The sequence below is a fragment of the Sphingomonas chungangi genome, assembly GCF_013778325.1.
GTDB lineage: Bacteria > Pseudomonadota > Alphaproteobacteria > Sphingomonadales > Sphingomonadaceae > Solisphingomonas > Solisphingomonas chungangi.
The window spans coordinates 286,620-310,325 of record NZ_JACEIB010000026.1 but is presented as its reverse complement, the minus strand read 5'-3'; the positions used below and the strand labels follow the sequence as shown (position 1 = coordinate 310,325).

The following is a 23,706-nucleotide window of genomic DNA, read 5'->3' as shown; positions in this document are numbered from 1 at the left end:
CGGAAAGCGCCGGTTGTTATCTCTTCCGTCACCCCGGACTTGATCCGGGGTTAATAGGCCCGGCGCGCGATCTTGGAGAACAGCGTGCATGGATTCCCGCTTTCGCGGGGATGACGGGAATTGGCGGAAAGCGGTCATTGAAGCGTGATCGCGGGCAGCTATGATCGACAGATGCAAAGGCTCACATTTCTATTTTCCCTGATCGCTACCGCAAGCGCTCAGGCGGCTGATACGCCAGACATATCACTTTACCGGCGCGCCCTCTCCCGCGACACAATCTACGAGATGCATTGTCGGGGGATGCCGATCGACGATGCGGAGCAACATTTTGATCGAAAATACAAAGCTCGGCAGGATCGCCTGCGCGCTTCGTTGTCTGACCGCCACCTTCTCGATCCAGTAGAGCCCAATCAGGAGATCATTCCCATTGGCTTCAAATGTCCGCATTATCGCGGTGAGGAGGCACACTTGAAAGCGGCTCTGCGGCAGTCGGAGCGTCGCTTGGGCGTTCGCTGACAATGTTGCAGAACGTCCGCTACCGGGGTGTTAGCTGACCTTCAATCCGGATAAACCGCCTCCACGAAATACAGCCCGTCCGGCGGCGCGTTCAATCCCAGCTCGGCACGGTCCTTCGCGTCCAGCGCGGCGCTGACGTCGTTTGCGGACCACTTGCCCTGACCCACCAGCGCGAGGCACCCTACCATCGATCGCACCTGGTGGTGCAGGAACGAGCGCGCCGCCGCCTCCACTTCGATGCCGCCCGCCACGCGACGCACGTCGAGCCGGTCGAGTGTCTTGACCGGGCTGTCCGACTGGCAGTGGACCGAGCGGAAGGTGGTGAAGTCGTGCAGCCCCACCAGCCGCTGCGCCGCCTCGTGCATGGCGTCCGCATCGAGCGGCGGCGCTATCCGCCACGCCTTGCCCGCCTCCAGCACCAGCGGCGCGCGGCGTTCGGCGATGCGGTAGATGTAGCGGCGACCGATGCAGGAGAAGCGGGCGTGCCAGTCTTCGGGCACGACCTCGCAGGCGAGGATCGCGACCGGGTTTGGCCGCATCCGCGCGTTGAGCGCCTCCATCAGCCGGAAGGGCGTGATCGGCTTCTCGATCTCGACATGCGCTGCCATGGCGGTGGCATGCACCCCCGCGTCTGTGCGGCCCGCGGCATGCACCGCCTGCGACTCGCCGGTGACGATTGTGACCGCCTCCTCGATCGCCTGCTGCACGCTCGGCCCGTGCGTCTGTCGCTGCCAGCCCATGAAGGGGCGGCCGTCAAACTCCACGATCAGCTTGAAGCGGGTCACGCGAGCTGGCTGCCCTTGGGAATGGGGAAGCCGCGCAGCAACTCCGGCGTCGGCATCGCGCCGCGGCCCGCGCGCTTCACCATCAGCGGCCGGATCGCGCCGCTGCCGCAGGCGATGCGGAGGGGTTCGTCGAGCACCTCGCCGGGTTGGCCATCGCCATCCTCGATCGCAGCAGCGAGGATCTGGATGCGCTCGCCGCCATATTCGAAGAAGGCGCCGGGCGTGGGGTTGAAGGCGCGGACGTGCCGCTCGACCTCCCCGGCGCTCCGGTCGAAGGCGATCTTCGCCTCGGCTTTCTCGATCTTGGCGGCGTAGGTGACGCCATCCTCGGGCTGGGGCAGCGGCGGATATGTATCCGGGCGGGCCAGCACCTGCACCATCAGTTTTGCACCGAGCTCGGCCAGTTCGGCGGTGAGCGCGCCGGCGGTCTTGTGGTCGATGCGCACCCGGCCTTCCAGCCGCACCGGGCCGGTATCGAGGCCCTTCTCCATCTGCATGATACCGACGCCAGTCTCGCGATCGCCGGCCAGGATCGCACGCTGCACCGGAGCGGCGCCGCGCCAGCGCGGCAGCAGCGAGCCGTGGACGTTGAGGCAGCCGAGTCTCGGGGCCTCCAGCACCGGCACCGGCAGGATCAGCCCGTAGGCCGCCACCACCGCGACATCGAGCCCCAGCGCCGCGAAGGCCGCCTGCTCTTCCGCATCGCGCAGGGCGAGGGGCGAGCGCACCTCCAGCCCCAGCGCCTCGGCGCGCTTCTGCACTGGCGAGGGCTGCACGGCCTTCCCTCGGCCCGCGCGCCTCGGCGGCTGGGTGTAGACGGCGGCGATGTCGTGCCCGGCCTCATGCAACGCATCGAGCGTCGGCACGGCGAAATCGGGCGTTCCCATGAAGGCGATGCGCATCGTGCCTCCCAAGCGCTTGGCAAGCCGCAGCGCAAGCCCATATGCATGTCGGCATGGCTTCCCCCGAAATCGAGGCGCTGACGCAGGCGCTGGCCCGGCTTCCCGGATTGGGCCCGCGCTCGGCCCGTCGCGCCGTTCTCCACCTGCTCAAGAAGCGCGAGACAGCGCTGACTCCGCTGCTGCGCGCGTTGGAGACCGTAAGCACGCGGCTCTCCACCTGCTCCACCTGCGGCAATGTCGACACGTCGGACCCGTGCGCGATCTGCGCCGACCCGCGCCGCGACCAGCGCTCGCTCTGCGTGGTGGAGGAGGTGGCGGACCTCTGGGCACTGGAGCGCTCGCGGCTGTTCCCCGGTCGTTTCCACGTGCTCGGCGGCAGGCTCTCGGCGCTGGAGGGGGTGCGGCCCGAGGATCTGTCGGTCGATCGCCTCGTCGCGCGGCTTTCGGCGGGCGGGATCGACGAGGTTGTGCTCGCCACCAACGCCACGCTGGAAGGCCAGACCACCGCGCATTACATCGCCGAGCGGCTGGAGGGGTTCCCGGTGCGTCTGACCCGTCTCGCCCACGGCCTGCCGGTGGGCGGCGAGCTCGATTATCTCGACGAGGGCACGCTGGCGCAGGCGCTGCGGGCGAGACGGCCGATCGACTAGCGTACAAGCGCGAATCGATCGATCGCTGTAATCGACTCGCTTCGCTTGACCCGCGCGCCCGTGATACATAGCTGATCGCCATGGCCATTCTTCCGATCATCGAAGTCCCTGATCCGCGCCTGCGGCAGATCTCCAAGCCCGTCGAGACCTTCGACGCGGAACTCCAGACGCTGATCGACGACATGTTCGAGACGATGTACGACGCGCCCGGCATCGGTCTCGCCGCGATCCAGGTCGGCGTGCCGCTGCGCCTGCTCGTGATCGACCTGCAGGAGAGCGAGGAAGGCTCGGACGAGCCCGGCCCGAAGAATCCGCGCGTCTTCATCAACCCCGAATTCTCCGATCCGTCCGAGGAACTGCGCGTCTATACCGAGGGTTGCCTGTCGATCCCGGACCAATATGCCGATGTCGAGCGGCCTGACACGATCCGCGCCAGGTGGCTCGACCGCGAGTGCAAGACGCATGACGAACTGCTCGACGGCCTGCTCGCGACCTGCCTGCAGCACGAGGTGGATCATCTCGACGGCACCGTCTTCACCGACCACCTTTCGCGCATGAAGCGCGACATGGTGCTGAAGAAGCTCGAAAAACAGCGCAAGCAGAACCGCGCCGCGTGATCGGCCTTGCGCCGTAGGTTGTCGTCGGCTACGTTCTCTCTTCGTTCCATATGGAGGGGCGCTTGGAGCCTGTCGTCGCCGTCCTGATCGCGTGCGTGATGCTGGTCGCCGGCCTCGCGGCCGGCTGGCTGCTGGCATCGCGCGGAATGGCGCCGCTCAAGGCGGAGCGCGATCGTCTCGACGAGCGCTCGCGCGTTGCCGAGACCGCCAGAGCGACGGCCGAAGAGCGCGCCAACACGGCCGCGCTGCTGCGCACGACCCTCGACGAGGTGACGAGGGAACGCGACTCGGCGCAACGCGATCTCGCGGCTGAGCGCGCCGCCGCCGGCCAGCGTGCCGAAGCATTCGAGGCGCGGCTCGCCGAGCTGCGCGAGGCGAAGGAGGCGCTCTCGGCCCAGTTCAGCGCGATCGGCGGCAGGATCCTCGGCGAGGCGCAAAAGGCGTTCCTCGAGCGCGCCGACCAGCGATTCGCGCAGGCCGACGAGCGGCAGGGCGAGCGGCTGAAGGCGCTGCTCACGCCGGTCGAGACAACGCTCAAGCGCTACGAGGAGAATGTCGGCAAGATCGAGAAGGAGCGGACCGAGGCCTATGGCAACCTCACCGGCCTGATCAGCGCGATGCGCGAGGGGCAGGAGGCGGTGCGCGGCGAGGCGGCGCGGCTGGTCAACGCGCTGCGGGCCGCGCCCAAGGCGCGGGGACGCTGGGGCGAACAGCAGCTGCGCAACGTGCTGGAGACGTGCGGGCTCGCCGAGCATACCGATTTCGAGATGGAAGTCTCGGTTTCGACGGAGGATGGCCGCCTGCGTCCCGATGCGGTGATCCGCGTGCCGGGCGGCAAGAGCCTGGTGATCGACGCCAAGGTGTCTCTCAACGCCTATCAGGATGCCTATGCGGCGATCGACGAGGCCGAGCGTGCGCGATTCCTCCAGGCCCACGCCGCCGCGATCAAGGCGCATGTCACCGCGCTCGCCGCCAAGAGCTACTGGAGCCAGTTCGAGGACACGCCGGAGTTCGTGGTGATGTTCATCCCCGGCGAGCATTTTCTCTCAGCAGCCACCGACGCCGATCCGACCTTGTGGGACTATGCCTTCCAGAAGCGCGTGCTGCTCGCGGCGCCGACCAATCTCGTCGCGCTGGCCCGCACCGTCGCCGGCGTTTGGAGGCAGGAGAAGCTGGCAGTCGAGGCGCAACGGATCGGTACGCTTGGCAAGGAGATGTTCGAACGGCTGTCGATTGCCGTCGGCCATCTCAAGCGCGTCGGCGGCGGCCTCAACTCGGCAGTCGATAATTACAACAAGTTCGTCAGCAGTTTCGACGGCCGCGTGATGGTGACGGCCCGACGATTCCGCGAGCTCAATATCGAGACCGGCGGCAAGGATCTGGAAGACATTCGCCCGATCGAGGCTTTGGCCAGCAATCCGACGACGCCGGAGCTGGAAGGGCCGCAGGCGGAAGCGGCGGAATAAGCGGCTTCAGATCGCGTCCAGCCCCAGCATCCAGGCATCGAGCCTCGCCGCATGGACATGCGCACCCGGAGCGCCCTCCGAGATGGCGCGCTGGTTTGCCATGATCCAACGCAGGCAGTCGGACCGGCTCCCGAAGGCCGGGAAGCCGTCATGGCCGGGGCGCAATGTCTCGGCGTCGATCAGGTAGCGCGATCCGCGATGGCTGCCCGCCAGCCCCGCCCAGCCGCGCTCCGGCGCCTCGACCGCCGGCACCCAGTAGATCGTACCGGGATGCAGCGCGGACAGATCGTGGACGATCTGCATGGGCGACGTCACGCCGCCGCCGCCGGCAATCGGCTAGGAGCATAGTTCATCGGGCACCCTCTCGTCGTTATGGCGGGAGGATGACCCCTTGCGGGCGGACGGTCCAGTAGCTTGATGTGGTTTAGGTGATCGGCCCGATCGATCAGAGCCGCTGGCCGAGCACCTGGTAGGCCATCACGGCGGTGGCGATCGCGGCGTTGAGGCTATCGGCCCGCCCGCGCATCGGCAACTTCACACGCAGATCACAGGCGTCCTCATAGGCGGCAGGCAGGCCGCGCGCCTCGTTGCCGACGAGCAGGAAGGTGGGAGCCTCATACGAGGGCTGGCGATAATCGATGTCGGTGCGCAGGCTGAGCGCGACGAGCTGGCCGGGGCCGGATCGCAGCCAGGCGAGGAACTCCGCCCAGCTCGCCTTGGCGATCCGCTGCGTGAACAGTGCCCCCATCGAGGCGCGCACCGCTTCGACCGAGAAGGGATCGACGCAATCGTCGACGAGGATCAACCCCCCCGCGCCGACCGCGTCGCCAGTACGCAGGATGGTGCCGAGATTGCCGGGATCGCGCAGCGACTGCGCCACCATCCAGATGCCCGAGGCCGCGCGATCGAGCCGATCAAGCGACGTTTCGAACTCGGCATAGACGCCGAGCACGGTCTGTGGATTGTCCTTGCCGGAAAGCTTGTGGAGGATGTCGACATTGGTCTCGATCGCCTCGCCACCGTCCGCCTCGCAGGCGGCGCTCAGGCGGCGGACGAGCGGATGGTTGCGCATCTCGGCGGTGTAGAAGATCCATTGCGGCAGGCGCCCGGCTTCCTCGGCGTCTGTCAGGATGCGGAGTCCTTCGGCGATGAACAGGCCCTCCTCGCGGCGATGACGCTTCTCGCGCAGGTTTCGCACGCGCTTGACGAGGGAGTTGGAGAAGGCGGTGATCTCGCGGGGCATGGCCGCTCTCTAGCGAATATTCAGGATCATCCAAGACGTTCGCCCTGAGCTTGTCGACGGTCTCGGCCCGAACGGAGTGGGTGCGGCAGGCGGCTGTTACTCCTCGCCGAACTTGTTCTCGACGAGTTCGACCAGCACCGCAAGTGTCTCCACCGCACCCTCGCCCTCGGCGCTGATCGTGACATGGTCGCCCTTGGCGGCGCCCAGCATCATCAGCCCCATGATCGAGGTGCCGGCCACTTTCGAGCCGTCCTTCTCCACCTCCACGGCCGCCGGCTGGCCGGAGGCGAGCGTCACGAACTTGGCAGAGGCGCGCGCGTGCAGGCCGCGCTTGTTGGTGATCTGGACGGTCTGGCTGACGGGCTGTGTCACGCGGCGGCTTCTCCCAGCAGATCCGATGCGACGGAGATGTACTTGCGGCCCGCGTCGCGCGCGGCGGCGACGGCGGCCTTGATCTTCATCGTGCGACGGGCCGACGCGAGGCGGATCAGCATCGGCAGGTTGATGCCGGCGATCACCTCCACGCTGTCCGACTTCATCAGCGAAATGGCGAGATTCGAAGGCGTGCCGCCGAACAGATCGGTCAGCACGATGGTGCCGTCGCCGGTATCGACCGACTTGATGGCCTCGGCAATGTCGTTGCGCCGGCCTTCCATATCGTCCTCCGGCCCAATGCAGATCGGCACGATCGCCTCCTGCGGTCCCACCACATGCTCCATCGCGGTCACGAATTCCGCCGCAAGGCGTCCGTGCGTCACCAGCACCAAACCGATCATCGATCCACCCGAGTTTGGCCCTTCTCCGCGGTCACCCTTCGCTCCCGTGCGTCCGGCCTCTCAGTTTCGGACCAGATCGCGGTGAAGGATGGTGGGCGAAAATCCGCGGTCGCGCAACCGTCTGCCTATCGTTTCGGCAACATGGACCGAACGATGCCTGCCGCCTGTGCAGCCGAACGCGACGGTGACGTAGCTCTTTCCTTCGGCAGCGTAGCGCGGAAGCAACAGGGCCAGCAGCCCGTCGATGCGATCGAGCGCTTCGGCATAAGCGGGATCGGCGGCGACATAATCGGCCACGGGCCGATCGAGCCCCGTCATCGGCTTGAGCGTCGGATCCCAGTGCGGATTGCGCAGGAAGCGCATGTCCAGCACCAGATCGGCGTTGCGGGGCACGCCGCGCGCGAAGCCGAAGGACATGAGCGAGATGGTCGTGCCGGCCTCGGGCGTGGCGAAGCGGCCGCGCAGCTCCTGCGCAAGCGTATGGACGTTGAGGTCGGTGGTGTCGATCAGCTGGTCGGCCACCTGGCGGAGCGGGTGCAGCAATTCCCGTTCGCGCGCGATCCCGTCCTCGGCGGGACGGTCAAGCGCGAGCGGGTGGCGGCGGCGCGTTTCCGAATAGCGGCGCACCAGCTCGGCGCCCGTGCAATCGAGGAACAGGATGCCGACATCGTCGCCCTGATCGCGGCGCTTCTGGATCCGCGCGACGATGCGGTCCGGATCGAAACCGCGCGTGCGGCTGTCCACCACGACGGCGAGCGGCTGGTCCTCGCCGTCGGCGCCGGGCGGAGCTGGCGCGTCGAGCAGGCGATCGAGCAGCATCAGCGGGAGGTTGTCGACCACCTCCCATCCGAGATCCTCCAGCGTTCGCACCGCGGTCGACTTGCCGGCGCCGGACATGCCGGTCACGAGGATCAGGCGACGATGATGCGTGTCCCCGCTCACGGCAGCGTTTTCAGCAGCAGTTCGATCTTGATCGGGGCCGAAGCCTCGAGCGGGGCGAGCGCGACGGCGGGCACGTCGATCCCCGCCAGCCGGCGAGTGCGCGCCTCGGGCATGCGCTCCACCTCGCCGTCGAGATCGATCAGAAGCGCCACCTCGGCCTCGTCGAGGTGCGGCATGTCGACGAGGCCGACGCCGCGCACCTCGATCTTGCCGACGATCCGGGTGGGCGGAGTGGCGAACAGCTTGCGATCGCGCCGGCGCAACTCGGTATAGTCGTCGGACACCAGCACCGCGCCGCGATCGATCAGGCGGAGCGCGAGATCCGACTTGCCGGTGCCCGAGCGACCCGCGAGCAGCACCGCCCGTCCCGCGATCGCGACACATGAGGCGTGAAGGAGATCGGAGGATAGCTGGGTCATGATGCGTGCTGATCCGCTTCGACGTGGGTGGCGGAAACCACTACAGCATATCGAGACTTACCAAATCCTCCCCCCGGCGGTGGAGGATTGGGATGATCGCCCTTCCGTATCATGCCTCGGGCGCTCTCGGCAGGGTGATGAGAAAATGCGCGCCGCTGCGGCCGTCCGAGCGGTCGCGCACCTCGACGGTGCCGTCATGCCCGTCGGCGATCGCCTTGGCGATGGCGAGGCCGAGGCCGGAATGGCGCGCGGGCTTCTCGGCGTCGGGGCGGTCGGTGTGGAAGCGGCGGAAGATGCTCTCGCGCTTGTCCGGCGGTACGCCGGGGCCTTCGTCCTCGATGGCGATCAGCACGATGTCCCCGATGCCGATCGCGCTGACCTCGACCAGCCCGCCGGGCGGCGAGAAGGAGACGGCGTTGTCGATGACGTTCTCGATCATGCGGGCCAGGCGGGCGGGATCGCCGAACACCACGGCGGTATCGACATAGGGCCGCGCGAACGCCACGCGCACGTCGCCGTTGCGGCCACGATCGTCCCGCGCCGCGACCATGCCCTCGACCAGCGGGCCGAGGTCGACCGCCTCGAAGCGGGCGCGGGACAGCTCGCCGTCGAGGCGCGAGATTTCCGCGACGTCGGTGATCAGGCGATCGAGCCGGATCACGTCGTCGCGCACGATGTCGAGCAGCCGTTCCTGCAGCGCCGGGTCCTTGACCACGCCGAGGCTGTCCACCGCGGAGCGCAGCGAGGCCAGCGGGTTCTTGAGCTCGTGCGAGACGTCGGCGGCGAACGCCTCCACCGCGTCGATCCGGCGGCGCAGCGCCTGGCTCATGTCCGAGAGCGCACGGGCGAGCAGGCCGATCTCGTCGCGGCGCGAGGGCAGGCGTGGCACCACCACCTCTCGCGCGCGGCCCAGTCGAACCCGGTGCGCAGCCAGCGCCAGCCGGCGCAGCGGCCGCGCGATCGTCCGCGCCAGAAACAGCGAGAGCAGCACCGAGACGATCAGCACCCCGCCGATCACCAGCCCGATGGCGTAGCGCTCGGCACGGACGATCCGGGTGATGTCGCGCGCATTGTCGGTGGTGAGGACCGTGCCGACCCCGGGCACCGCGACCGAGGCGGAAAGCACCGGCGTGCGGTCCGGTGCGTTGCGGCGCATCGAATAGACGCGGTTTGGATGCGCCGCCGCGAGCTTCGCCTCCGGCCACGCATCGAGAGTGTCGACGGCGGGCTCCTCGAAACGCGGCACGCGATCGGCGCCAACGATATGGTCGAACGCCTTGTCCATCGCGCGCGCGGCGTGCTTCTGCCAGGGCTGGGTCTCGGGATCGATAAGCTGGTAGGTGATCGGCCCGTTGCGCCAGCTGTCGAGGACCGGCTTGCCGGAGGCGTCATAGACCCGCACGCGTTCGCCTTCGAACAGCGCCAGCTTCGTGGCGAGCAGCGCGCGCTTTTCAGGCGAGACGGCGGCGAGCGCGGTGCCGATCATCTGGGCATCATCCTCGGCGGCGGCGATGCGCTCCTCGGATACGCGCGAGCGATAGCTGTCGAGATAGGCGAAGCTGCCCGCCAGCATCGCCACCGCGAAGATGTTGACCGCCAGGATGCGGCTGGTCAGCGACCAGCGCGCCGACCAGGTGAGCGGATTGTCGTCGGGGTCGGCGCGCTGCGAGCGCGGCAGGGGATCATTCCTCACCGAAGCGGTATCCCACCCCGTAGAGTGTCTCGATCGCCTTGAACTGGGGATCGACCTGCCGGAACTTGCGGCGCAGGCGTTTGATGTGGCTGTCGATGGTGCGATCGTCGACATAGACGTCGTCCTGGTAGGCGGCGTCCATCAGCTGATCGCGCGACTTCACGAATCCGGGGCGCTGGGCCAGCGCCTCCAGGATCATGAATTCGGTGACGGTCAGCACGACCTCCTCGCCGCCCCAGCGGACCTTGTGGCGGGCGGGGTCCATCTCCAGCCGTCCGCGCTCGAGCATCTCGGCGGGCATGTCCTCCTCGGGCGCCGGGGCCATGCGCGCGTCGGTGCGGCGCAGGATCGCGCGGATGCGGGCGATCAGCAGGCGCAGCGAGAAGGGCTTGGCGATATAGTCGTCGGCGCCCATGGCGAGGCCCAGTGCCTCGTCCAGCTCGTCATCCTTGCTGGTGAGGAAGATCACCGGCACCTGGCTCTTCTCGCGCAGCCGGCGGAGCACCTCCATCCCGTCCATGCGCGGCATCTTGATGTCGAGCACGACGAGGTCGGGCGCATTCTCGGCGAAGGCCTTCAGCGCGGCCTCGCCATCCGAATAGATGCGCACCGTGAAGCCCTCGGCCTGCAGCGCGATCGAAACGGAGGTCAGGATGTTGCGATCGTCGTCGACGAGGGCAATGGAGGCGGACATGCGCGATCCCTAGCAGAGCCGCGCGTTTGGGCAAATGCGACCTTACAGCCCGTGCTTGCCCAGCCATAGCCGGAACAGCTCCGGCCACAGTGCCCCCGGATTGTCCGTCGAGAGGCGAAGCCCGAATCCGTGACCGCCTTTCTCGAAGAAATGCCCCTCCACCGGCACCCTGGCGGCCTGGCAGGCGGCGAGCCAGTCGATCGAACAGAAGGGCGGCACGATCGGATCGTCCAGCGCGCAGCCGACGAAGCAGGGCGGCGTACTCGCGCCGATATGGGAGAGCGGCGACCGGCGGGCGACGACTTCGGCCGAGGGATCGGGGCCGAGCAGATTGGCGCGCGAGACCGAGCGGGTCTCGAACGGCTTCATCGTGGTGACGGCGTACATCAGCCCCACGGCCGCGGGCCTGGTAGAGAGTTTGTCCGCCGCATCTACCGGGACGTAGAGCGGCGTGGCGTGATCCGTGGCAAGGCTCGCCGCGACATGGCCGCCCGCCGAGAAGCCCAGCACGGCCACCCCCTCCGGATCGATGCCGTAGGCCTTGGCCTGCGATCGCACGACGCGCATCGCGCGCAACGCATCCTGCAGCGGTGCATCGGCGCGGTTCGTCCAGCCTTCGCCGGGCAGGCGGTAGCTCAGCACGAACACGGTATAGCCGAAATCGGTGTAGAAGGTCGCGGGCGCGCTGCCCTCATTCTCCACCGAGAGGAAGCTGAAGCCACCACCCGGCATCACGATCAGCGCGACGCCGTTGGGCACGGCGGGCCGGTAAACGAACAGCGCCGGTGCGGCGATGCCCTTCAGCCGATACTCCTTGCCTCCCGTGACCGGAGCGCGCTGGAGCTTGGGCGCGGGCAGGTCGGGCGGCGGCGGCGATCCCGGAGCGGTGCCCGGCCACAGCTTGATCGTGGCCGACGCCGGCTTCTTGGTCTGCTGGTCGGTGGGGACGAGGCTGACCGGCTTGCCCTCCCGCGTCACGGGCGAGGCGGCGGCGGCGATGCTGGCCAGCAATGCGCGTCGATCGAAGATCATCCGGTCTCCCGTCGGGCGGTTCGCAGGGTCATCGCATCGCGCCCGGCTTTGTTCCTGCGCCTGCACGGTCTGGAAAAGCAACCGACCCGCTCCTATAGGGGTGCGAATCCCATCGCCCAGCGAAAGATTCGACCCCCATGCAGATCCGCCTCGGCCTCACCTTCGACGACGTGCTCCTTCAGCCGGCGGAGTCCGAAGTGCTGCCGAGCATGGCGAACACCCAGACGCGCGTCACCAAGGGCATCGCGCTCAACATCCCCGTATTGTCGGCGGCGATGGACACCGTCACCGAGGCCGACATGGCGATCGTGATGGCGCAGTTGGGCGGTCTCGGCGTGCTCCACCGCAACCTGACGGCCGAGGAGCAGGCGGCGGCGGTGAAGGCGGTGAAGCGCTACGAGAGCGGCATGGTGGTGAATCCGATCACCATCGCGCCGAACGCGACGCTGGCCGATGCGCAGGAATTGATGGCGCGCCACCGGATCAACGGCATCCCCGTCACCGAGGCGTCGGGCAAGCTGGTCGGCATCCTCACCAACCGCGACGTGCGCTTCGCCGCAAACCCCAAGCAGCCGGTTTCCGAGCTGATGACCGCGCAAAACCTCGCCACCGTGCCGCTCGGCACCGGCACGGAGGACGCCAAGCGCCTGCTACACCAGCGCCGTATCGAGAAGCTGCTGGTGGTCGACGGCGACTATCGCTGCGTCGGCCTGATCACGGTGAAGGACATCGAGAAAGCCGTCACCTACCCGTCGGCCACCAAGGATGCGTCGGGCCGCCTACGCGTCGCCGCCGCGACGACGGTGGGCGACAAGGGCTTCGAGCGCACCGAGGCGCTGATCGACGCCGAATGCGACCTGATCGTCATCGACACCGCCCACGGCCACAACAAGGACGTCGCGCGGGCGGTGGACCGGGTGAAGCGCTTGTCCAACAATGTGCAGGTCGTCGCCGGCAACATCGCCACCGCCGAGGCCGCCAAGGCGTTGATCGATGCGGGCGCGGACGGGCTCAAGGTCGGCATCGGGCCGGGATCGATCTGCACGACGCGCGTGGTCGCCGGCATCGGCGTGCCGCAACTCACCGCGATCATGGATGCGGCAGAGGAGGCGAAGAAGTCCGGCGTGCCGGTGATCGGCGACGGCGGCTTGCGTACCTCCGGCGACGTCGCCAAGGCGCTGGCGGCGGGTGCGTCGACCGTGATGGTCGGTTCGCTGCTCGCCGGCACCGAGGAGGCGCCGGGCGAAACCTTCATCTATCAGGGGCGTGCGTACAAATCCTATCGCGGCATGGGAAGTGTCGGCGCGATGGCGCGCGGATCGGCCGATCGCTATTTCCAGCAGGACATCAAGGACCAGCTCAAGCTCGTGCCCGAGGGCATCGAGGGGCAGGTGCCGTTCAAGGGCCCGGCCAAGGACGTGATCCACCAGCTCGTCGGCGGCGTGAAGGCGGCGATGGGCTATACCGGATCGCACACGATCGAGGAGCTGCAGGAGCGCGCCCGCTTCGTGCAGATCACCAATGCCGGCCTCAAGGAAAGCCACGTCCACGACGTGACGATCACCCGCGAGGCGCCCAATTATCCGACGCGCTGAACCATTGAACACCGTTCGCCCCGAGCTTGTCGAAGGGCTGTCCTCCTTCTTGTCCGAACGCGAAGAAGGAAGGGCAGGGCTTCGACAGGCTCAGCCCGAACGGTTGGAGGTTGAATCGTGATTCCCCAGGCGCGCGTACAGGCGGCGATCGACATTCTCGACGAGGTGATCGCCGGTGCGCGCGACAATGGCGCCGCTGCCGACGTTATCGTCCAGCGATACTTCCGGGCGCGCCGCTACGCCGGGTCGAAGGACCGCCGCGCGGTCCGTGACCTCGTCTATGCCGCGATCCGGCGATCCGGCGAGCGCCCCGAAACCGGGCGGGCGGCGATGATCGGACTGGCGGAGGGGGATCCGGCACTCGCGCTGCTGTTCGACGGATCGGTCCACGGTCCTCTACCGATCGCCGCCAACGAGCCTCGCGCCGAGGCGGCCGAAGTGCCGATGTGGTTGCGCGATAAGCTCGGCGGACTGGGGTTGCTCCAGCGTGCGCCGCTCGATCTGCGGATCAACCGCCTGAAGACCGGCAAGATCGATATTGTGGGCGCGGTGCCGGCGCCGCACGCGCGCGATGGTCTGCGCATGCCCGAAGGCAGCGCGGTCGAGCAGCTGCCCGAATATAAGGCCGGGTTGATCGAGGTGCAGGACGAGGGCAGCCAGCTCGTTACGCTCGCCTGCGGTGCGGAGCCCGGTATGAAGGTGGTCGATCTCTGCGCGGGCGCTGGCGGCAAGACGCTGGGCCTGGCGGCGGCGATGGAGGATCGCGGCGTGATCTTCGCCTGCGACGCCGATCGCGCGCGCCTCTCCCGCCTTGCACCCCGCGCGGAGCGGGCCGGCATCACCATCGTCGAGACCCGCCTGCTGGACGGCGGGCGCGAGATCGTGGCGCTTGGCGATCTGCTCGGCGCGGCCGATCTGGTGGTGGTGGACGCGCCCTGTTCGGGTACCGGCACCTGGCGACGCAACCCGGAGGCGCGCTGGCGGCTTACGCCGGAGCGGCTGGCGCGCGTCGTGGCGTTGCAGGCGCGCCTGCTGGATGTCGCGGCCAGGCTGGTGGAGCCGGGCGGAACTCTGGTCCACGTCGTATGCTCGCTGCTCGACGAGGAAGGGGCGGGGCAGGTCGAGGCGTTCCTGTCGCGCCATCCAGGCTGGCGGACAGAACCCGTCACGCTTCCGGCCGGCTCGCAACGCGGCCCCGGCCTGCGCCTCACACCATCGGACGACGGCACCGACGGGTTTTTCGTCGCGAGGCTCAAGGCGCCGTGCTAGAAGAACCGGAATGACGCCTTCGGAGAAACAGATGCGGTTCCTCGCCCTTGCCTCTGCCGCAGCCCTCGGCCTGCTCACGATGTCGAGCGGAAGTTTCGGCCAGAAGCCGGACGACCAGATCAACCCGGTCTCGATCACCTTCCAGAAACAGGGCGAGGCGGCGCTGGCTGCGGGCAATCTCGTTGCCGCCAACGATGCGCTTGAGACAGCTTTGGTCGCCGATCCGAAGAACCGCGCCGCTTATGTGACGTTGGGCAAGGTCGCGCAGGCGCAGCAGCTGCCGGGCAAGGCGATCCGCTACTACAAGGACGCGCTGCTTCTCGAACCGAACGACGTCGCGGCGCTTTCGGGCGAGGGCGGCGCCCTGGTTCAGCGCGGCGCGGTCGATCGTGCGAAGGACAATCTTGCGCGCGTCCAGAAGATTTGCGGCAACGCGACCTGCCCGGCCGCGACGACGCTCGCCGCCGCGATCGCGAAGGGCCCGCCCGCTCCGGTGCAGACGGCCCAGGCCAGCGACAAGGTTCCCCCCAAGGGCCAGGAACAGTCGGCAGTGCCGGAGAAGAACTGAGTTCAGGAGAGCGCGCGGGCGACCGCGACGAACTCCTCCACCGAAAGCGTTTCCGGCCGACGCTCGGCCGCGATGCCCAATGTCGACAAGGCGTCGAGCGCTCCCGCCATGCTTTTCAGGCTTTGCCGCAGCATCTTGCGGCGCTGGCCGAATGCGGCGCCCGTCAGCGCGGAGAGCTTCGCCGGATCCACTCCCCCGGGCATGGCCTTGGGCACGAGGTGGACCACCGCCGACATCACCTTGGGCGGCGGCACGAAGGCGGAGCGATGGACGTTGAGCGCGATGCTCGCTTCCGCGCGCCACTGGGCGAGCACGGCGAGGCGGCCATAAGCGTCGGTGCCCGGCTTCGCCACGATCCGCTCGGCGACCTCCTTCTGGAACATCAGGCTGAGCGAAGCCCACCAGGGCGGCCATGCCTCGCTCTCCAGCCAGCGGACCAGCAGCACGGTGCCGACATTGTAGGGTAGGTTGGCGACGATATGGGCGCCATCGCCCGCTTCCGACTGCTCGTCGATTTCCAGCGCATCGCCTTCGATCACGCGCAGGCGGTTGCCTGATGCTTCGGTCAGTTCCGCGAGCGCGGGCAGGCACCGGCGATCGCGCTCCACCGCCGTCACCGTCGCACCGGCGCGGAGCAGGGCGCGGGTCAGGCCGCCGGGGCCAGGGCCGACCTCATAGACGCGCTGCGCCTCCAGATTGCCCGCCACCCGCGCGATGCGATCGAGCAACTGGCCATCCAGCAGGAAGTTCTGCCCGAGCGACTTGGATGCGGAAAGCCCGTGCCTCGCGATCACCTCACGCAGCGGAGGAAGGTCGGCGAGGCCGCTCATGACGCGGCGGCGCGGCGCTCCGCGGCTTCGCCGGCCATGCGGATCGCGGCGATCGTCGCGCCCGGTTCGGAGAGGCCCTTGCCGGCGATCTCGAAGGCGGTGCCGTGATCGGGCGCGACGCGCACGATCGGCAGGCCCAGCGTCATGTTGACGCCCTCGTCGAAATGCAGCGTCTTGAGCGGGATCAGCGCCTGATCGTGATAGGTGCACAGCGCCGCATCGTAGCGGGCGCGGGCGCGGGGATGAAACATCGTGTCCGCCGCCAACGGGCCGACGATGTCGATGCCTTCGTCCCGCAATTGCTCGATCGCGGGCAGCAGGATCTCGATCTCCTCGCGGCCCAGCGAGCCGCCTTCGCCCGCGTGCGGGTTGAAACCGGCTATGGCGATGCGCGGATCGGCGATGCCGAAATCGCGCTGGAGCCCGCGCGCCGTCACCCGGGCACGGGAGACGACCAGCTCGACGCTCAGCAGCTCCGACACCCGGGCCAGCGGCACGTGGGTGGTGATGCAGACCGTGCGCAGCGTCGGCCCGGCGAGCATCATCGCGACGTTGCCCGGCGCCACGCCGCAACGCTCGGCGACGAACTCGGTCTGGCCCGCATGGGTGAAGCCGATCGCGTAGAGCTCGGCCTTGGAGACCGGCCCGGTGACGATCGCCGATGCCGCGCCCTCTCGCGCGAGGCCGACCGCGATCTCCAGACTGGCGATGGCGCAGCGCGCGCCCGGCATGTTGGGCTGGCCCGGCACGATCGCGCCGGCATCCTCCACCTCCATGATCGGCAGCGCCTCGCCGAAGCAGGCGACGGCCTCTGCCGGCCCGTCGACCTTGCGGAGCGGTCCCTTCCATACGGTCGAGATCGAACGCAGGTCCCCGATCGCGAAGAAGGGCGTCAGCCGGTTCTGGGCGCGCCGCACCCAAGCCTTGGCCAGCACCTCGGGGCCGATCCCGGCCGGATCGCCGATCGAGACGGCGATCGGGGCAACGCTCATCGGTACTCGATCACCGCATCGCGGCGCAGATCGCGCAGATAGCGGCGGGCGCGCAGATCGACGCGCTCCTGCTCCATCTGATTGTAGATGGCATCGAAGGAGGGGGCGTTCGCGGTCTGCGGATCGTCGCGGCCGCACAGCACCAGCACGCGCACGCCATCCTCGACGGAGCCGAACGGCGTGGTCGACTGGCCGATCGAGAGCGCGGTCATCTGGTTCTGCAGCGCCGGCGGCAGGTCGCGGATCTTGATGTTGTCGTTCTCGACCATGTTGCCGTCGAACCTGGCGGCGACGTCCTTGGCGGCGCCGCAGCCGGCCATCTTCTGCGTCGCATCGGCGAAGGCGGCGACACGCGGGCTGGCGGTTTCCTGGGTGGTGCCGGCCGGGAAGCTGATGGTGATCTGCTTGAGGCTCAGCAGCGCGTCGCGCGGATCGGAGGTGAGCACCTGCCTGGTGTCCTGCAGCGCGATGATCGAATAGCCGCCGGACACCTGGATCGGCGGCGTGACCGATCCGTTCTGCATCTGCGGCAGCGCCTGCGCGATCGGATCGGGCAGCTGCTCGGCGCGGACCCAGCCGAGATCGCCGCCGACGGCCGCCGTGGAGGCTTCCGAATATTGGCGGGCATAGGCGACGAAGCTGCCGCCCTTCTTCAGCTGCTCGAACACCTTGTCGGCATTTTCGTGCGCCTGGGCGTCCGTCGCCGGGGTCGAGGAGATGAAGATCTCGCCGACATGATATTCCTTGGCACCCTTCGATGCGTTCAGGCGCGCGATCACCTGCTTCACCTCGTCGTCGCCGACGTTGATGAAGGGCTGGACCTTGCGATCGAGCAGGCGTTGCCAGGCCATCTCGCCTTCGATCTGGCGCTTGATCGATGCCTGCGAGGAGCCCTTCGACTTCAGGAAGGCCGCGAACTGGTCGGGCGTATATTTGAACTGGGCGGCGACCCGCTGGAAAGTGGAATCGATGTCCGACGACGGCACGGTGACGTCGTTCGACTTGGCTTCCTGGATCTCCAGCGTCTCGTCGATCAGGTTGCGCAGCACCTGCAGGCGCAGACGATCCTTCTCGTCGCCCGAAACCTGCTGGCCGTTGGCGGCGAGCACCAGGTTGAGGCGCTGGTCGACGTCGGTGTCGGTGATGATGAAGCCGTTGACGATCGCGGTCGCCTTGCGGATCGTCGGATCGAACTTGCCGAACATCTGCACGTCGTTGGGCAGATTGAGCGGATTGCTGACCGCCGTGTCGTCGTCGTCACCCTGCGCGAAGGCGTGGCCGGGGCCGATCAGGGCGAGAGCGCCCGCGAGGCAAAGCGCCGCCAGCCGCGGCTTGAACATAGCTTTTATGGAAATCACGCCGTTCTCAATCCCGCCCGTCATGTCGCCCGTGCCGGCTTCCCCCTCGGAAGCGCAAATCGGCACCGCGAGGCATGGCATGTCCTCGATGAATGCAGGCTTTAGCGGCCGAGGTTCTTGAATGCCAGCCGGAACTGGAAGCTGTTGCCGTAGCGCGCATCGCCGAAGGCCGCATAGTTGCGCCGCCACTGGACGCTCGCCTCGAAGCAGTCGTCCTCATAAGCGAGGCCGACGCGCGATTTGACCGGATCGATGCCGTCGTCGAGGTCGGTGAGCGTCTGGCTCTGGCTCGCGCTGACCGTCTGCGTCTCGTCGGACAGGTCGAGCGTGGTCGATCCGAACAGCGACCAGCGCTTGCCGATCGCCAGCCGCGCGCCGAGCCGCACCTCCTCGTGATCGCGCAGGTCCTCGATCGACGGATCGATGTTGCGGCTGAGGTTCAGGTATCCGACTTGGAGATAGGTGTTGGCGGATCCCAGCGTCGCGTCGATCTCGTTGCGGCGGATGGCGAAGCTGTTCTTGTCGAGCCGGAACCGCTCCGTCACGCTGACGAAGCTGCCGTAGCGGACGGTGGCGCGGCCGACGATGTCGGAGGTCTTGCCCGAAAGCCCCGTGCCGGGCGGCAGGATGCTGTCGCGGTTGTTGAAGCGGTAGCTCTGCCCGATGTCGGACCGCAGAGAGAAACGCGGCAGGTCCAGCGCATATTCGACGCCGTAGGTGATGCGCGCGCCATCCTCCCAGCGATCGTAGCCGGGGAAGCGGTTGAGCGAGAAGAGGTTGGTGTCCTCCAGGTCGACCGCGCGCGAATCCTCGTTGGGGATCGCCATGTTGCGCGTCCTGGGGCTGCCGGCGAACTGGATGCGCGGTGTGATGCGCTGGGTGCCGCCCCACACGTCGCCGACGAAGGGCCAGCGCACGTCCACGGCGGCGGCGGCGATGCCGCGCCCCTCCCAGCCGGGATGGCCCTGATAGACCACCGTCTGGGTGAGGTCGTTCTGGTCCGAATGATAGATGTCGCCCCGGCCATAGGCGGTAAAGGTGACGAGCTGGCCCATGCCGGTCAGCAGCCACTTCTGCCATTCGGCGCTGACGAAGGCGCGCTGCTTGTCCTGCCCGTCGGTACGGATCAGGCCGAGCGTGTTGGCCTGCAGCGTGAGCGTGCCGCCGAGCCACGGGTCGCCGATCCGGCGGCGATAGTCGATCGCGGGAATGGCGATCGGCTGCTGGCCCTGCCTGGCCTGCGCCAGATTGGAGCCGGGGACGTTGGGCACCAGCGTCTGGAAGGCCCAGCCGGCGATCGAAAGATAGCTGTCTCCGTCGATCCGCTCGGCCTTCACCACCGATCGCAGCGTGTCGTCGTAATTGAGATCGTAGCGTTGCAGGAACGTCTTGTCGGTCACCGCGCGGAGCGATCCGGTGAGCGTCCAGTTCGGGCTGAGCTGCCACGTCCCGTTCGCCTCGATATAGCCGCGCACGCTCTTCGATCCGCCGGTGGTTGCGGTCGTCGACTGGCTCGAGTCGGTGAGATAGCCCTGGACGCGCCAGGCGCCCTTCTCGCTCAGCGAGCGATATTCGGCGCTCAGCATGGGCAGGACGCTGGTGAAGACGTAGGGCGTGACCGTCAGGTCTCGATTGGGCGCGAACTGGATGTAGTACGGCTGCGCATACATCATGCCGTTGCGGCTGTTGTAGCTGACGTCCGGCACCAGCAGGCCCGAATTGCCGCCCGCGCCGGACCCGTCCGGGTGCGAGAAGGCGGGGAGCCAGAAGATCGGGAGGCCCAGGAAGGTCAGCCGTGCGTCCCGATAGGAGACGCGGTGGCGGCTGGGGTCATAGACCACCTTCGCTGCCGTGATCTTCCAGATCGGCTCCTTGGGGCAGCCCTTGCTCGTGGTGACGTCGCAGGGCGTGTAGGCGGCGTGGTTGAGCGTATAGACGCCGTCCTTGCGCGCGCCCCTGGCGGCCGCCATGCGCCCGCCATTCTCCAGCACCAGCAGCATGTCCTGCGCGACGCCGTCCTTCATCGAATCGGTGAGCTCGGCATCCTGGGCGTAGGTCATGTCGCCCTGCGGGTTCTGGATCGCGACGTTGCCGTAGGCGTGGACGTCGTCGCTGTCGCGATTCCAGATCACCTTGTCGGCGCGCATCCGGTTGCCCTGGCGGATCATGCGGACGTCGCCGGTGGCGGTGACGATATGCTTCTCGGTGTCGTAATCGAGCTGGTCTGCGGTGAAGGCCGCCTCGTTGTCGGCGAGCGGCTTGTTCACATCCTCGACCGACAGGGCCGGCGTGGACGGTTCGACCAGCGCGGGGCGGCCGTTGTCGCTCGCGCCGAAGCTGCCGCCCGCGCCGATGCTGGCGTCCGGCGTGCTCTGTGCGAACGCAGGCATCGCGGTCAGCGCAAGCACGAGCGTCAGGGCCGTGGACATGCCCTGGGCGTTCAACACGGTCTTCGGGCTTCTGAAATCCACACGTCCCCCAAGAGGTGCCCGAACGGCCTTGCTTTTCCAGCGCCTATCGCACCGCAGCGTCCGCTCCGCAATGTCCCGCGCGCTGCCCTGCGCCGGGCTGCAGGGGTAGCGCGGGGGCGGGCGGCTTGCCATATGCGGCGGCAAGGCGCCGGGAGCGCCATCATGGAGACCATAACAGCAATGAACGTCCGCTTCGCAGACCGCCGCCCCGAAGGACCGCACGCCCTCGCCATTCCGCTGACCGCCGGCAAGGTGGAAGCCGCTCGACTCGCTGGTCTTTCCGCTGACGATGCCGCTTTCATCGCCCGCGCCGCCGCGGCCGCAAAGTTCGAGGGCGAGGCCGGCGCACTGGCCGATCTTTATGCCGGCAACGGCCGCATCCTGCTCGTCGGCCTCGGCGACGGTGATTCGGACAAGGTCTATGAGAAGGCCGGCGGCGCGCTGATCGCCAAGGTGCAGACCTCGGAAAAGACTCTCGTCGTCGATTTCTCGGGTCACAAGACGAGCGGCGCCCGGGCCGCCGCGCTGGCGTTCGGCGCGGTGATGCGCAACTGGCGCTACGACGTCTATCGCACCAAGCTGAAGGCCGCGCAGAAGCCGCAGCTCGACGAGATCGTTATCGTCGGTGCCGGCGAAGGCGCGGCGGCCGCCTGGGCTTCTGCGAAGGCGCTGGCCGACGGCGTCGCCTTCACCAAGGAACTGGTGACCGAGCCGGCCAACATCATCTATCCTGAGAGCTTCGTAGAGCGTTGTCAGAAGCTGAAGGATCTCGGCGTCGAGATCACCGTGCTCGACGACAAGCAGATGGCCGATCTCGGCATGGGCGGTTTGCTCGGCGTCGCACAGGGCTCGCGCAAGCCCGCCCGCCTGCTCGTCATGCGCTGGAAGGGCGCGGACAAAGAGCCGGTCGCCTTCGTCGGCAAGGGCGTGACGTTCGACACCGGCGGCATCTCGATCAAGCCCGCCGCCGGCATGGAGGACATGAAGTGGGACATGGGCGGCGCCGGCGCCGTCGCGGGCGCGATGATGGCGCTCGCCGGACGCAAGGCGAAGGCGCACGTCATCGGCGTGTGCGGCCTGGTCGAGAACATGCCCGACGGCAACGCCCAGCGCCCCGGTGACGTCGTGACGTCGATGTCCGGCCAGACGATCGAGGTGATCAACACCGACGCGGAAGGGCGCCTGGTGCTGTGCGACGCGATCACCTGGGTGCAGAAGACCCACGGCGTGAAGACGATCGTCGATCTCGCGACGCTGACCGGCGCGATGATCGTCAGCCTCGGCAACGAATATGGCGGCCTGTTCTCGAACGACGACGGGCTCGCCGACAAATTGCTCAAGGCCGGCGAGACCTCGGGCGACAAGATGTGGCGTTTCCCGCTGGGCGACGCGTACGACAAGCTGATCGACAGTCCGATCGCGGACATGAAGAATGTCGGCCCGCGCGGCGGCGGCTCGATCACGGCGGCGCAGTTCATCAAGCGCTTCGTCGAGGACGGCGTGAAGTGGGCGCACCTCGACATCGCCGGCATGGTCTGGTCGGCCAAGGCCGGCGCGACATGGGACAAGGGCGCGACCGGCTTCGGCGTGCGTATCCTCGACAGGTTCGTGGCGGACAATCTGGAGGCGTGATTCGGCACCGGACCGGGCGCGCGCCTCCCGGTCCGGTACGCCAAGTGAGGCTTCGGCGCATCACGTCGCCCATTGCGTATCGGCTCGACGCTCCGGCGGCTTTCCACCTCGCCATCGCGAGTCTAGAGCCGCGCCCATGGAGATCGAGGATTCTGAACTGAAGCTGGACCCGCGCTTTGCCGATCGCTTCGACAGCGAGGACCGGCGCCCCGCCTGCCAGCTCTATCTGATCTCCCCGCCGACGATCACGCCGGCCTTCGTCGATACGTTGGCCGCGACCTTGGACGGCGGGCCGGTTGCCGCGTTCCAGCTGCGGCTCCTCGGCATCGACGATCACGCGATCGCGAAGCTGGCCGAGCCGATCCAGAAGCTATGCGCGGACCGCGACGTGGCTTTCCTCGTCAGCGAGTCGATCGGCCTCGCCAAGCGGCTGGGTGCCGATGGCGTGCATTTCGAGCACGGTCTCGACGATGTGCGCGAGGCGCGGCAGGTGCTGGGACCGGCCGCGCAAATCGGCGTTTCCGCCGCCGACAGCCGTCATCTCGCGATGGAGGCGGGCGAGGCGGGGGCCGACTATATCTCGTTCGGCGCTTTCTACCCCAGCATCACCAAGGATTCGGACGCGCGGCCCGACCCCTCGATCCTGAGCTGGTGGACGACATTGTTCGAGCTGCCCTGCGTAGCGGTCGGCGGAATCACGCCGGACAACGCCGTGCCGCTGGTGAAGGCCGGAGCCGATTTTCTTGCCGTGTGCGGCGCGATCTGGAACGCGGAAGGTGGCCCGGCGACCGCCGTCGCCGCCTTCGACAGGGCGATGCGGGGATGATCCGTCGCGTTGCCCGCTTCGCCGCGCTGGGCGCGGTCGCGGTGGACGGCGCGGGCGCGTGGCTGGACTGGCAGCAGGACGGCCGCCCGCTTTCGCTGCGCTGGGCGGCATTGGCGACGGCGATCGCGCTGGTGCCGTGCGCGCTGGCCTTCCTGGCGGCGGTGGCGAAGCGGCTGCGCCAGCCGGCCGGTAGCCAAGGGCCGATCCGCACCGTCGATACGATCCGGCTGCCGCTGGTGGTACCGCGCGGCTATGTCGGCGCTGCCGTGCTGGGCGGCATCGCGACACTGGCGGCGATGGGTGAGCGCTTCGGCCTTTACATCTTCTTCGCGGGCGTCGCGCTGATCGCGCTGGCGCTCTCGCAGGCCCGGCCGCGCGCGCCGATCGGCCGGCTGAACCGAGCATGACGGATATTTGAGCGGCGACAGGG

At 68.0% G+C, this 23,706-nt stretch carries 25 protein-coding genes; 10 read left to right on the top strand and 15 right to left on the bottom strand.

Annotation, left to right across the window (positions count from 1 at the left end; translation table 11 throughout):
- Positions 1 to 144 precede the first annotated feature (144 nt).
- A complete protein-coding gene (locus tag HZF05_RS17265) occupies positions 145 to 516 on the top strand; it encodes a hypothetical protein (RefSeq protein WP_160363023.1) in 372 nt (123 codons plus the stop codon).
- Between the two features lie 41 nt (positions 517 to 557).
- On the opposite strand, the gene truA is transcribed toward HZF05_RS17265, so the two are convergent.
- On the bottom strand, positions 558 to 1,301 hold the full coding sequence (gene truA / locus HZF05_RS17260; RefSeq protein ID WP_160363022.1) for a tRNA pseudouridine(38-40) synthase TruA: 744 nt from the start codon (positions 1,299 to 1,301) through the stop codon (positions 558 to 560).
- Complete coding sequence (fmt, locus tag HZF05_RS17255; protein ID WP_160363021.1) at positions 1,298 to 2,203, bottom strand: methionyl-tRNA formyltransferase; 906 nt, start codon at positions 2,201 to 2,203, stop codon at positions 1,298 to 1,300. The genes truA and fmt overlap by 4 nt, the downstream gene beginning before the upstream one ends.
- Positions 2,204 to 2,256: 53 nt before the next feature.
- Between fmt and recR the strand changes: the two genes are divergently transcribed.
- From recR to HZF05_RS17240, 3 genes are all read left to right on the top strand, one after another.
- Positions 2,257 to 2,853: a recombination mediator RecR gene (recR, locus tag HZF05_RS17250; RefSeq protein ID WP_160363020.1), complete on the top strand. Its 597-nt coding sequence runs from the start codon at positions 2,257 to 2,259 to the stop codon at positions 2,851 to 2,853.
- An 80-nt stretch (positions 2,854 to 2,933) separates the two neighbouring features.
- Positions 2,934 to 3,470, top strand: a complete 537-nt coding sequence (def, locus tag HZF05_RS17245) for a peptide deformylase (RefSeq protein WP_160363019.1) — start codon at positions 2,934 to 2,936, stop codon at positions 3,468 to 3,470.
- 62 nt (positions 3,471 to 3,532) lie between these two features.
- On the top strand, positions 3,533 to 4,936 hold the full coding sequence (locus HZF05_RS17240; protein WP_160363018.1) for a DNA recombination protein RmuC: 1,404 nt from the start codon (positions 3,533 to 3,535) through the stop codon (positions 4,934 to 4,936).
- 6 nt (positions 4,937 to 4,942) lie between these two features.
- On the opposite strand, the gene HZF05_RS17235 is transcribed toward HZF05_RS17240, so the two are convergent.
- The 9 genes from HZF05_RS17235 to HZF05_RS17195 all read right to left on the bottom strand — a co-directional run bounded on the left by HZF05_RS17235 (position 4,943) and on the right by HZF05_RS17195 (position 11,735).
- Positions 4,943 to 5,251 carry a hypothetical protein gene (locus tag HZF05_RS17235; protein WP_160363017.1) on the bottom strand — a complete coding sequence of 103 codons (309 nt, stop codon included), beginning with the start codon at positions 5,249 to 5,251 and terminating at the stop codon, positions 4,943 to 4,945.
- A gap of 130 nt (positions 5,252 to 5,381) precedes the next feature.
- Complete coding sequence (locus tag HZF05_RS17230; RefSeq protein WP_160363016.1) at positions 5,382 to 6,179, bottom strand: TrmH family RNA methyltransferase; 798 nt, start codon at positions 6,177 to 6,179, stop codon at positions 5,382 to 5,384.
- 96 nt (positions 6,180 to 6,275) lie between these two features.
- Positions 6,276 to 6,551, bottom strand: coding sequence for an HPr family phosphocarrier protein (locus tag HZF05_RS17225; protein WP_160363015.1), 276 nt, complete (start codon positions 6,549 to 6,551; stop codon positions 6,276 to 6,278).
- A complete protein-coding gene (locus tag HZF05_RS17220; RefSeq protein ID WP_160363014.1) occupies positions 6,548 to 6,955 on the bottom strand; it encodes a PTS sugar transporter subunit IIA in 408 nt (135 codons plus the stop codon). Before HZF05_RS17220 ends, HZF05_RS17225 begins: the two co-directional genes overlap by 4 nt.
- A 60-nt stretch (positions 6,956 to 7,015) precedes the next feature.
- Complete coding sequence (gene rapZ / locus HZF05_RS17215) at positions 7,016 to 7,897, bottom strand: RNase adapter RapZ (RefSeq protein WP_160363013.1); 882 nt, start codon at positions 7,895 to 7,897, stop codon at positions 7,016 to 7,018.
- Positions 7,894 to 8,319, bottom strand: coding sequence for an HPr kinase/phosphatase C-terminal domain-containing protein (locus tag HZF05_RS21985; protein WP_160363157.1), 426 nt, complete (start codon positions 8,317 to 8,319; stop codon positions 7,894 to 7,896). Before HZF05_RS21985 ends, rapZ begins: the two co-directional genes overlap by 4 nt.
- A 106-nt stretch (positions 8,320 to 8,425) precedes the next feature.
- Positions 8,426 to 10,009, bottom strand: coding sequence for a sensor histidine kinase (locus HZF05_RS17205; protein WP_343046913.1), 1,584 nt, complete (start codon positions 10,007 to 10,009; stop codon positions 8,426 to 8,428).
- Complete coding sequence (locus HZF05_RS17200; protein WP_160363012.1) at positions 9,999 to 10,703, bottom strand: response regulator transcription factor; 705 nt, start codon at positions 10,701 to 10,703, stop codon at positions 9,999 to 10,001. Before HZF05_RS17200 ends, HZF05_RS17205 begins: the two co-directional genes overlap by 11 nt.
- 42 nt (positions 10,704 to 10,745) lie before the next feature.
- Positions 10,746 to 11,735 (bottom strand): alpha/beta hydrolase, encoded by a 990-nt coding sequence (locus HZF05_RS17195; protein WP_160363011.1) that lies wholly within the window; start codon positions 11,733 to 11,735, stop codon positions 10,746 to 10,748.
- A 137-nt stretch (positions 11,736 to 11,872) separates the two neighbouring features.
- Between HZF05_RS17195 and guaB the strand changes: the two genes are divergently transcribed.
- The 3 genes from guaB to HZF05_RS17180 all read left to right on the top strand — a co-directional run bounded on the left by guaB (position 11,873) and on the right by HZF05_RS17180 (position 15,167).
- The gene (gene guaB, locus HZF05_RS17190; RefSeq protein ID WP_160363010.1) at positions 11,873 to 13,330 is read left to right on the top strand and encodes an IMP dehydrogenase; all 1,458 of its coding nucleotides are present in this window, start codon (positions 11,873 to 11,875) and stop codon (positions 13,328 to 13,330) included.
- A gap of 117 nt (positions 13,331 to 13,447) precedes the next feature.
- Entirely contained in the window at positions 13,448 to 14,599 is a 1,152-nt protein-coding gene (locus HZF05_RS17185; RefSeq protein ID WP_160363009.1) for an SAM-dependent methyltransferase, read from the top strand.
- 31 nt (positions 14,600 to 14,630) lie between these two features.
- Positions 14,631 to 15,167: a tetratricopeptide repeat protein gene (locus HZF05_RS17180; RefSeq protein WP_160363008.1), complete on the top strand. Its 537-nt coding sequence runs from the start codon at positions 14,631 to 14,633 to the stop codon at positions 15,165 to 15,167.
- Positions 15,168 to 15,169: 2 nt separating this feature from the next.
- Here the strand turns inward: HZF05_RS17180 and rsmA are convergent, their stop codons facing one another.
- The 4 genes from rsmA to HZF05_RS17160 all read right to left on the bottom strand — a co-directional run bounded on the left by rsmA (position 15,170) and on the right by HZF05_RS17160 (position 20,776).
- Positions 15,170 to 15,997: a 16S rRNA (adenine(1518)-N(6)/adenine(1519)-N(6))-dimethyltransferase RsmA gene (rsmA, locus tag HZF05_RS17175; RefSeq protein WP_160363007.1), complete on the bottom strand. Its 828-nt coding sequence runs from the start codon at positions 15,995 to 15,997 to the stop codon at positions 15,170 to 15,172.
- Positions 15,994 to 16,989: a 4-hydroxythreonine-4-phosphate dehydrogenase PdxA gene (pdxA, locus tag HZF05_RS17170; RefSeq protein ID WP_160363006.1), complete on the bottom strand. Its 996-nt coding sequence runs from the start codon at positions 16,987 to 16,989 to the stop codon at positions 15,994 to 15,996. Before pdxA ends, rsmA begins: the two co-directional genes overlap by 4 nt.
- Complete coding sequence (locus HZF05_RS17165; RefSeq protein ID WP_160363155.1) at positions 16,986 to 18,329, bottom strand: peptidylprolyl isomerase; 1,344 nt, start codon at positions 18,327 to 18,329, stop codon at positions 16,986 to 16,988. The genes pdxA and HZF05_RS17165 overlap by 4 nt, the downstream gene beginning before the upstream one ends.
- Positions 18,330 to 18,448: 119 nt before the next feature.
- On the bottom strand, positions 18,449 to 20,776 hold the full coding sequence (locus HZF05_RS17160) for an LPS-assembly protein LptD (protein ID WP_246332059.1): 2,328 nt from the start codon (positions 20,774 to 20,776) through the stop codon (positions 18,449 to 18,451).
- 222 nt (positions 20,777 to 20,998) lie between these two features.
- Here HZF05_RS17160 and HZF05_RS17155 point away from each other — a divergent pair, with 222 nt between their 5' ends.
- The 3 genes from HZF05_RS17155 to HZF05_RS17145 all read left to right on the top strand — a co-directional run bounded on the left by HZF05_RS17155 (position 20,999) and on the right by HZF05_RS17145 (position 23,683).
- Positions 20,999 to 22,450: a leucyl aminopeptidase gene (locus tag HZF05_RS17155; protein ID WP_160363153.1), complete on the top strand. Its 1,452-nt coding sequence runs from the start codon at positions 20,999 to 21,001 to the stop codon at positions 22,448 to 22,450.
- 136 nt (positions 22,451 to 22,586) lie between these two features.
- Positions 22,587 to 23,276 carry a thiamine phosphate synthase gene (gene thiE / locus HZF05_RS17150; protein ID WP_160363005.1) on the top strand — a complete coding sequence of 230 codons (690 nt, stop codon included), beginning with the start codon at positions 22,587 to 22,589 and terminating at the stop codon, positions 23,274 to 23,276.
- A complete protein-coding gene (locus HZF05_RS17145) occupies positions 23,273 to 23,683 on the top strand; it encodes a hypothetical protein (protein ID WP_160363004.1) in 411 nt (136 codons plus the stop codon). Before thiE ends, HZF05_RS17145 begins: the two co-directional genes overlap by 4 nt.
- Positions 23,684 to 23,706 lie beyond the last annotated feature (23 nt).